Source organism: Corallococcus sp. CA041A (assembly GCF_003612075.1).
In the GTDB taxonomy this organism is placed as follows: Bacteria; Myxococcota; Myxococcia; order Myxococcales; family Myxococcaceae; genus Corallococcus; species Corallococcus exiguus.
The window spans coordinates 1-6,727 of record NZ_RAWF01000383.1; the positions used below are offsets into that span (position 1 = coordinate 1).

Below are 6,727 nucleotides of genomic sequence, written 5' to 3' on the forward strand. Positions count from 1 at the left end.
GGGGCTGGGGAACCTGCGGGTGATGCTGGGCTCGGGGCTTCTGGGCATGGCGGCCTCCGGCCTGCTCAACCCGGTGATGCCGTTGTACCTGCGCTCGCGCGGGCTGGGCTTCCAGGAGATTGGCGCGCTCTACACGGTGGGGGCGCTCTTGCCCATCTTCGTGCAGCCGGTGCTGGGGGCGCTGTCGGACCGCCATGGGCGCAAGCCCTTCGTGGTGGGCCTGTCGCTCGTCACGTCGCTGATGGTGCCGGCGGTGGCGCTGGTGGACGACCCGCAGCCGCTCGCCGCCGTGATGATCCTCAAGATGCTGCTGTCGCGCAGCGCGGCGCCGGTGTCCAACGCGATGGTGGCGGACTTCGCGCCCGCCAGGCAGCGCGCCACCCTCTTCGCGCTGCTGGATGCCACGTCGAACCTGGTGTTCGTCGCGGCGCTGTTCGCGTCCTCCGCCGTCATCCGCGCGCTGTCGGTGGCGGGCACCTTCTTCCTGGCGGGGGGCCTGTTCCTCGCGGGCAGCCTGCTGCTGCTGGGGCTGGACGAACCGGCGCGGCCCCCGCGCGCGGAGGCAGTGCGCGGTGGGGCGGGCGCTGCGTGGGGCCTGGTGTTCCGGGGGCTCCTGTCGCCGTTCACCTACGTGAAGGACCGGCCGGGCGCGGCGGCGCTGTTCCTCTGGCAGTTCTTCTTCACCTTCGCGCTGGCGCTGTTCCCCACGTACCTGCCGCTGTACGCGGTGGAGCTGGGCGCGCCCCGGGAGGCCGTGGGGCCGCTGGTGGCGGCGTCGTGGCTGACGTACGCGTTCGTGCAGCCCTTCGGCGGACGGCTGTCGGACCGGCTGTCCCGGCGCGTGGGCATGATCGTGCCGGGCCTCGCGGGCATGGCGGTGATGGCCGCGGTGCTGGGGGCCGCGGGATGGCTGCCGGACGGCGCCGCGTTGATGGCGCTGGTGGTGGCCTGGGTGCTGCTGGCCATCCCAGACGGCCTGCACCGCTCCTCCGCGTCCGCGCTGGTGGTGGAGCAGTCCCCGGCGCCCTCCGAGCGCGGCCGGTTCATGGGCGCGCTGGGCGCCTGCGGCGCGCTGGCCTCCGTGCTCGCGCCCGTCACCTACGGCTTCGTCGCGCAAGCCGCCGGCATCGGCAGCACGTTCCTCATTTCGTCGGTGTCCCTCGTGCTGGCGCTCGGCTGTGTGTCGCGCGTGCGCGAGGCGTCTTCACACGCCACTCCTGAACCGGCCCCCGTGGCCGCCCTCACCCCCACCTCGGAGCCTGGATGAGTCCCCTTCGCCACGTGTGTCGCTGGGGCACCGCGCTGTTGGCCGCGCTGGTGCCCACGCTGGGACACGCTGATTCGCCGTACAAGGTCACCGCGACGCGGACGCAGGCCGTCATCACCATCGACGGCAAGGGGGACGAGCCCGCGTGGCAGGAGGCCCCCGAAATCGCGGGCTGGTACCTCACGCGCGTCAACTACGGCAAGCCCGCGCCGGACGACACCAAGGTCCGCATCCTCTACGACCAGGACAACCTGTACTTCCTCTTCCACTGCATCGACTCCAAGCCGGAGCGCATCACCGGCTACACGGTGCAGAACGAGGGGTTCCTCCACCAGGAGGACAACATCACCATCATCCTGGACACGTTCCTGGACCACCGGAACGCGTACTACTTCTGGACCAACCCGCTGGGCGTGCGCACCGACGGGCGCATCGTGGATGACGGCGAGGCCTTCTCCACCAACTGGCGAGGGGAGTGGGAGACGAAGTCCACCATCGTGAAGGACGGGTGGATTTCGGAGGTGCGCATCCCGTTCGCCAACTTCCAGTTCGAGGCCAAGGACGAGATGTCCTTCGGCATGCTCCTGGACCGCGAACAGTCGCGCAACCAGGAGTGGAGCAACTGGACGCCGGACGGCGTCAACAGCGCGAAGGTGAGCCGCTACCCGCACCTGGAGGGGCTCAAGGGCATCAAGCCGCGCTCCATCTTCAGCATCACCCCGTACGTGGCCACCACGGTGGCGCTCAAGACCACGGACGACCGGGGCGTCTTCCGTCCCAACGTGGGCGCGGACGCGCGCATCGACCCGACGCCCTGGCTGTCGGTGAAGCTCACCGCCAACCCGGACTTCAGCGACGCGGAAGCCGACCAGAGCTTCCTCCTCCTGGACACGGACATGCCGCTCTTGCCTGAGCGCCGCGCGTTCTTCACGGAGAGCGAGCACCTCTTCATCGCGCCCATCAACGTCTTCACCTCGCGCCGCATCGCGCTGCGGCCGCATGACCGGGTGTGGGGCGGCCTGCAGCTCACCGGCAAGCTGGGGGGCTTGAGCTTCTCGATGATGGACGTGCAGCACCGCGACCTCACCGGCCGGGACGCCAACGGCCGCGAGGTCTTCGAGAACGTCAACTCCGGCGTCATCCGCTTGCAGCAGGACATCGGCAAGCGGTCGATGATCTCCCTGGTGGCGCTCAACCGCAGCGGGCGGGGCGGGCTGTTCGGGGACTCGGACTTCCAGACGGTGGGCGTCGACGGCAACTTCCACCTCTTCGAGGAGTTCTTCATCCAGGCGCAGGCGCTGAAGAGCTGGAGCCCGCTGGGCAACGAGGACTCGGACGCGTACCACGTGGGCCTGCACCGCTTCGACACGCTGTCGGAGTTCTGGTTGCAGTTCGAGGACATCGGGAAGAACTACGCGAACCCGCTGGGCTGGACGCCGGTGGTGGACAAGCAGGGCTACAACTCGCGCCTGTTCCTGAACCCGTTCCCCGGGTGGCGCTTCCTGCCCCGGCTGGACATGACGTGGGACTCGCTGTGGCGCCGCAACCACGAGGGCGAGCGCACGCGCTGGCGCAACCGCCTCAACGTGCAGCCCTACCTGCACCACGACTTCGCGCTCTACCTGGAGGGCATCTACGACGACAACCTGGGCTTCCGGGACCGGCTGGGCACGTTTGGCTTCACCCTGTTCCCGCACGACTGGCAGAGCTACACGCTGACGGCCGTCGCCGGCCGCTTCCTGGGCGGAGAGATTCGCGGCTTCAACGGCGCGGTGAACATGAAGGTGGGGCCGCACATCGTCGCGCGCTTCAGCGGCTTCTACACGCGCAACTTCAATGTGCCCACGAACAGCGACCTCTACGGCACGTCCGGGGACGGCTACAGCTTCTCCGGCTACGCGCAGCTGCGCTACCACTTCAGCCCGGACCTCTACGCGCGCCTGACGTTGCAGAAGGGCGGCGTGTACGAGCTGGCGGACTACAACTCCGTGAAGGGCACGTTCCTGGACGCGATGGTGGGGTGGCACTACCGCCAGTGGAGCGACATCTTCCTCGTCTACACGGATCAGCCCTTCGGCGGCTCCCAGGAGCGGCGGATCCTCTCGAAAATCTCCTTCAACTACTGACCTGTCCCAAGGGCCATTCGCATGACCTCCGCCGACCCGCAGAGCCTCAAGCGCCGCTACGACGAGGTGTCCCCGAAGTACGACCAGGGCACGCCGGACGCCACGGCCATCAAGCTGTTCTGGCTGACGTACGAGCACCTCACCTGGAAGCCGGTGGAGGCGCTGCTGCCGAAGGACGGCACGACCTGGCGCGTGTTGGACGCGGGCGGCGGGGGCGGCAAGTTCGGCACGCGCTTCGCGCAAGCCGGGCACCACGTCACCGTGCTGGACATCTCTCCGGGCATGCTGGACGGCGCCAGGGCGCAGTTCACCGCGAAGGGGCTGCTGGACCGCGTGGCCTTCGTGGAGGGGAACGTCGCGGCGCTGGAGCTGCCGGACGCGGCCTTCGACCTGGTCTTCTGCGAAGGGGACCCGGTGTCGTACTGCCTGGACGCGTACCCGCGCGCGGTGAAGGAGTTGGTGCGCGTGGCGAAGCCGGGCGCGCCGGTGGTGCTGGGCGTGGACAACCGCTACGAGGCCTTCTCCGGCTACCTGAAGCTGGGCAAGCCGCAGGAGGCCTTCCGCACGCTCCACGACGGCCGCACGACGTGCCCGTATGGCCTGCCGGTGCACGCCTTCACGGTGCGCGAGCTGGAGCGCGCGGTGGCGGACGCGGGCGCGGAGCTGCTCGAGATTTTCGGCAAGCCGGTGATGTTCTTCGACATGCTCAAGGCGATGGCGGCCGCGCAGGGCGGAACCGCGGAGAAGCCGTGGGACGCGTGGGCCGCGCGCGAGGAGATATTGGCGTTGCAGGAGAAGCTGGCGCACGAGGGCTTCGCCGTCCTGGGGCAGCACTTCCAGGTGATGGCGCGGCGCAAGGCCTGAAGCCATGGGCCTTCCCTTCCTGGGCGTGGGGCTCAGCTACCGCTGGGACCTCAATCCGCACCTGGCGCGTGGCAACCCCGGCGTGGACTGGCTGGAGGTGACGCCCGAGCACTTCCTGCCGCTCACGCCGGACTCGGAGCGGCGGCTGGAGTTGCTCGCGAAGCGCTATCCCATTGTGGGCCACAGCCTGGAGCTGTCGGTGGGCTCGGACGGCGTGGACGCGCCCGGCTACCGCGACGGCTTGAAGCGCGTCCGCCAGCTCACCCGGAGCGTCTGGCACGGAGACCACCTGTGCTTCACGCGCGTGGGGAACCTGCCCCTGCGCGCGCTGACGCCGGTGCCGCTGACGGAGGAGGCGGTGGCCACGTGCGTGCGCAACGTGAAGGCGGCGCGGGCGGACCTGGACGTGCCCTTCGTGGTGGAGAACATCGCGTATCTCTTCCACACGCCGCTCAACACGTTGGATGAAGCGGAGTTCCTGCGCCGCGTGGTGGAGGGCGCGGACTGCGGACTGTTGTTGGACTTGCACAACCTGTATTGCAACGCGGTCAACCACGGGTTCGACCCGTATGCCTTCCTGGACCGGCTGCCATTGGAGCGCGTGGTGCAGGTGCACCTGGCGGGCGGTGTGACGATGGAGGGGTTGAGATTGGACAGCCACTCCGCGCCGTCGCCGGAGGAGGTGTGGCGCCTGTTGGAATACGTGGCGCCACGCAGTCCGGTGCGCGGCGTGAACTTCGAGATGGACAGCGGCTTTCCTCCCTTCGCGCAGTTGGTGGAGGAGCTGGCCCGCGCGCGCGCCATCCTCCAGCGCTGCGGCGCGAGCGCGGCTTGAGATGAGCTACCCACGAACGTTGGAAGTCCTGGCGCGGCTGCACGTGGATCCCCGCTTCCGTGAAGCGTGGCGCGGCGATGCACCCAAGGCCCTGGCCCCGCTGGACCTGACGTCGTTGGAGGTGGAGGCACTCCAACGGGTGGATCCGGTGGTGGTGGAGCGCGCCGGCAGGATGATGGACTTCCACCGCACCGAGCGCGTGCGCGAACAGCTCGCCTGGGTGGACGAAGCGAAGCGGCCAGAGCTGGGCCCGCTGCGAGCGCGCTTCCTCCAGGACGTGCTGCCTGAAGTGCTCAACCGCGAGGAGGCCATCGCGTACTGCCGCTTCCTGGAAGCGGGCGAGCACGCCCCGCACGCGAAGCTCCTCCAGCGTCTGCCCGCCTACGTGCCACAGCTGGCGCGGTGCGAACGGCTGCGCCTGTCGCTCGCGTGGGGTCTTGCCCCCATGCCGGCGTCAGGCCCGTTCGTGGAGTCCTTCGACTACCCGGTGCTCACGCTGCTCGCCGCGCTGGACGCGCCGGGCTGGCCCCTGGTGGAGCCGAAGCCCACGCGCGTGGAGTACCTCAAGGTGCCCCACCTGCCCGCCGTGATGCTGCGCGAGCTGCCGTCACCTTGAGGTGCCCCGTGCGCCTCAATGCTTGCGGTGGTGCGTCTTCTCGTAGGTGCCCATGAGCTGGGTCTCCCCCACGATGTGACCCTCCATCGCCTTGAGCAGCTGCGTGCGGTTGGGCTGGTTCAGGTCCGGCAGCACCGTGTCCAGGGCGTACAGCTTGAAGAAGTACCGGTGGCTGCCGATGGGCGGCATGGGGCCACCGTAGTCCTGCCGGTTGAAGTCGTTGCGCCCAAGCCGCACCCCGTCCGGCAGCACGTCCAGGGTCGCCCCGTCCGGGATGTTCTGGGCGTTGATCGGGAGGTTATAAAGGACCCAGTGGCAGAAGGTGCGCTGGGGGTTCGCCGGGTCCGGCGCGTCCGGGTCCTCCACAATGAGCGCCAGGCTCTTGGCCCCGGCGGGGAGGTTCTCCCAGTGCAGGGGGGGCGCCTTGTCGTCGCCCTCGCCGGTGTAGGCGATGGGGATGGGCATCCCGTCCTTGAACTTCGGCGAGGTGAGCTCGAGCGGCTTCGGCATGCGTGACTCCTTGGGCATGAACGGCCAACGTGACCCCTGCCAAGCTGGCGATGACGGAGTCCCGGTGCTGAGAGACGGAGGGCGCTCCGCCCGGCCGCCCGTCACCTCCCCCATGCTCCGGCGACCCCCTGCCGCCGCTGATCCACCGGGCGCCCCCAGGGCCGCCTGCTCCTTTGAGCCCCTCCTATAGAGGAGAAACCACCCCTCCGGCCCCGGCGCCGTGGTAGCTGCGCTTGCGGGTGCCGCAACCGCTGCTGGCGGTGGGGTGCCCCGCGCCCCCGTACCGGTTGCACGCGCCGCTCATTCGGTGCTAAGCGGCGCCCGCGCGTGTATGGGCGGGGTCGGGGTTGGTGAAGGAAACCCAAGACTTTCCCGGGGTTTGGTGAGGCGTCCGCATGGCAGACCAGGAGCCTCGGAGGCAGGCGGACGCGCCGGGCAGTGAGCTGGGCGAGACGGCCCGGCAGATGCGGGCGGCGGAGCCGTACATCTCCTGTCTCTTATAAACATCT

The 6,727-nt window shown here is 69.3% G+C and carries 6 protein-coding genes; 5 read left to right on the forward strand and 1 reads right to left on the reverse strand.

What is annotated here, in order from left to right; genetic code table 11:
• From D7V77_RS39185 to D7V77_RS39205, 5 genes are all read left to right on the forward strand, one after another.
• A partial coding sequence (locus D7V77_RS39185) for an MFS transporter (protein WP_147452307.1) occupies window positions 1-1,267 on the forward strand: 1,267 nt, incomplete at its 5' end.
• Entirely contained in the window at window positions 1,264-3,393 is a 2,130-nt protein-coding gene (locus D7V77_RS39190) for a carbohydrate binding family 9 domain-containing protein (RefSeq protein WP_120581316.1), read from the forward strand. The genes D7V77_RS39185 and D7V77_RS39190, both read left to right, overlap by 4 nt.
• A 21-nt stretch (window positions 3,394-3,414) precedes the next feature.
• On the forward strand, window positions 3,415-4,257 hold the full coding sequence (locus D7V77_RS39195; protein ID WP_120581317.1) for a methyltransferase domain-containing protein: 843 nt from the start codon (window positions 3,415-3,417) through the stop codon (window positions 4,255-4,257).
• Window positions 4,258-4,261: 4 nt separating this feature from the next.
• Window positions 4,262-5,092: a DUF692 family multinuclear iron-containing protein gene (locus tag D7V77_RS39200; RefSeq protein WP_120581318.1), complete on the forward strand. Its 831-nt coding sequence runs from the start codon at window positions 4,262-4,264 to the stop codon at window positions 5,090-5,092.
• Between the two features lies 1 nt (window position 5,093).
• Complete coding sequence (locus tag D7V77_RS39205) at window positions 5,094-5,708, forward strand: hypothetical protein (RefSeq protein WP_121754499.1); 615 nt, start codon at window positions 5,094-5,096, stop codon at window positions 5,706-5,708.
• A gap of 15 nt (window positions 5,709-5,723) precedes the next feature.
• On the opposite strand, the gene D7V77_RS39210 is transcribed toward D7V77_RS39205, so the two are convergent.
• A complete protein-coding gene (locus D7V77_RS39210) occupies window positions 5,724-6,218 on the reverse strand; it encodes a YbhB/YbcL family Raf kinase inhibitor-like protein (RefSeq protein WP_120581320.1) in 495 nt (164 codons plus the stop codon).
• Between the last annotated feature and the right edge of the window lie 509 nt (window positions 6,219-6,727).

Excerpts from the sequence above, each read along its gene's own strand:
- D7V77_RS39190 (WP_120581316.1), top strand. The coding sequence starts at position 1,264 with ATGAGTCCCCTTCGCCACGTGTGTCGCTGGGGCACCGCGCTGTTGGCC.
- D7V77_RS39205 (WP_121754499.1), top strand. The coding sequence starts at position 5,094 with ATGAGCTACCCACGAACGTTGGAAGTCCTGGCGCGGCTGCACGTGGAT.
- D7V77_RS39195 (WP_120581317.1), top strand. The coding sequence starts at position 3,415 with ATGACCTCCGCCGACCCGCAGAGCCTCAAGCGCCGCTACGACGAGGTG.
- D7V77_RS39210 (WP_120581320.1), bottom strand. The coding sequence starts at position 6,218 with ATGCCGAAGCCGCTCGAGCTCACCTCGCCGAAGTTCAAGGACGGGATG.
- D7V77_RS39200 (WP_120581318.1), top strand. The coding sequence starts at position 4,262 with ATGGGCCTTCCCTTCCTGGGCGTGGGGCTCAGCTACCGCTGGGACCTC.